Source organism: Rhizobium sp. BK112, assembly GCF_014193215.1.
Classification (GTDB): domain Bacteria; phylum Pseudomonadota; class Alphaproteobacteria; order Rhizobiales; family Rhizobiaceae; genus Rhizobium; species Rhizobium anhuiense.
Window position 1 is genome coordinate 1 of sequence record NZ_JACHYZ010000036.1, and the last position, 1,647, is coordinate 1,647.

Annotated in this window: 2 protein-coding genes and 1 pseudogene; all 3 read left to right on the forward strand. The window is 57.8% G+C overall.

Going from position 1 to position 1,647, the window contains the following annotated elements:
- Positions 1-156 precede the first annotated feature (156 nt).
- Positions 157-402 (forward strand): hypothetical protein, encoded by a 246-nt coding sequence (locus FHT75_RS35495; RefSeq protein ID WP_097614857.1) that lies wholly within the window; start codon positions 157-159, stop codon positions 400-402.
- A gap of 51 nt (positions 403-453) precedes the next feature.
- Complete coding sequence (locus FHT75_RS35500) at positions 454-873, forward strand: hypothetical protein (protein ID WP_097542425.1); 420 nt, start codon at positions 454-456, stop codon at positions 871-873.
- Positions 874-960: 87 nt separating this feature from the next.
- A pseudogene (locus FHT75_RS36210) lies at positions 961-1,647 on the forward strand (glycosyltransferase); the annotation flags it as partial.

Sequence of the window (1,647 nt, forward strand, 5' to 3'; positions counted from 1 at the left end):
TCGGTTGCCGGCCTGCTGGTGACGACGGAGGCTATGATCGCTGAAAAGCCCAAGAAGGAAGCCGCTCCGGCGATCCCCGCCGGTGCCGGCATGGATTTCTAAGGCCGCCGGCCCGCCCTGCTCTTGAAGGGCGGGCCTCCAGCAATGGAGGAACAAATGGTTCAAACGATCATCAAGAAGTCGCAAGCGCCGCTTGATTCCCGTGACCTCGAAGTCTGCCGACACGTCTTCGATGACCTCAGAACTGTGGCGGACTTGCCTCGCAATTCTGAAGAAGCTGAACGCATCGCGGCAATCGTCGTGGAGCTTTATCGGCAGGGCGTTCGCAATCCCGAACACCTGAAGACCATGGTTCGGGCCGCGCGCGGACTGTTCGAAAAGCAACCTACCCAGGCCGTGTGACCATGGGAGAGTCGACAAAGTCCATTGGTCCTATATCCGTGGAGTCAGAACATGAGAAAGGAAACTGATAGCAATTCTGCAGCCAAGCATGCCGCAGCAACAATCAGCGCCGCGCATCTGTTGCACCCGGCCATGCATTTCGATCATCCCCGCGACGTGCTGATGGCGGACAATATCAGCAAGGACGAGAAGCGGGCCATTCTGGCCTCATGGGCGTCCGACGTATGTGCAATCGAATCCATGCCAGCCTGGCGACGCTATCCCGGGACAGAACGGATTGTCTCCTATGATGAGGTTCTTGCGACCTTGAAGGCTCTCGATGGTGACGATCAAAACACGTCAGCGCAAAAGCAGACGGCTTCCGTCAATGACAGCCAAAGCCGCCGCCGTAGATCGCTGTCGCACCGATCCGGCGGCTTCGGTCTGTGCAGCTACTGGAAACGAGGACTCAGACAACCATTCGAGATCTAACCGCTCCCCCTGACCGCCGCGTGCCTGTTTCGGACGCGGAGAAGATTTTTACCGACGACTCTTTGCTCAACTGAGGAGGTTTTGCCGATGAAGATCGCTCAGATCGCGCCGCTCGCCGAAAGCGTTCCGCCGAAGCTCTATGGGGGAACGGAGCGGATTGTATCCTATCTCACCGAAGAACTTGTCTCGCAGGGCCACGACGTCACGCTTTTTGCCAGCGGCGACTCCGTCACCGACGCCCGGCTCGTATCCTGCGCGGACGTTGCGCTGCGGCTTAACCCGGCGGTCAAGGACCAACTGCCGCATCAGATTGTGATGCTGGAGGAAATTCGGTGCCGCGCGCATGAGTTTGATGTCCTGCATTTCCATATCGATCTGTTGCATTTCCCGCTGATCCGAAATTTTGCCGACCGCACGCTGACAACCTTGCACGGCCGTCTGGATCTGCCGGATCTCAAGCCCTTCTACCAGACCTTCGCAGATGTTCCGGTCGTTTCGATCTCCAATGACCAACGTAGGCCTATGCCACCGGTCCATTGGGCGGGAACGGTTTACCACGGTCTGCCCACCGGTCTGCTGCCTTTCACGGAAAAGCCAAAGGGCGATTACCTTGCGTTTCTCGGCCGCATTTCGCCGGAAAAGCGACCCGACGTGCAATAGAGATCGCGGCAAAAGTCGGCATGCAGCTGAAGATCGCCGCCAAGATCGACAATGCCGACATGGCCTACTGGGAAACGGTCATCGAGCCGATGATGAAACGTCATTCCAATGTAG

Excerpts from the sequence above, each read along its gene's own strand:
- FHT75_RS35495 (WP_097614857.1), top strand. The coding sequence starts at position 157 with ATGGTTCAAACGATCATCAAGAAGTCGCAAGCGCCGCTTGATTCCCGT.
- FHT75_RS35500 (WP_097542425.1), top strand. The coding sequence starts at position 454 with ATGAGAAAGGAAACTGATAGCAATTCTGCAGCCAAGCATGCCGCAGCA.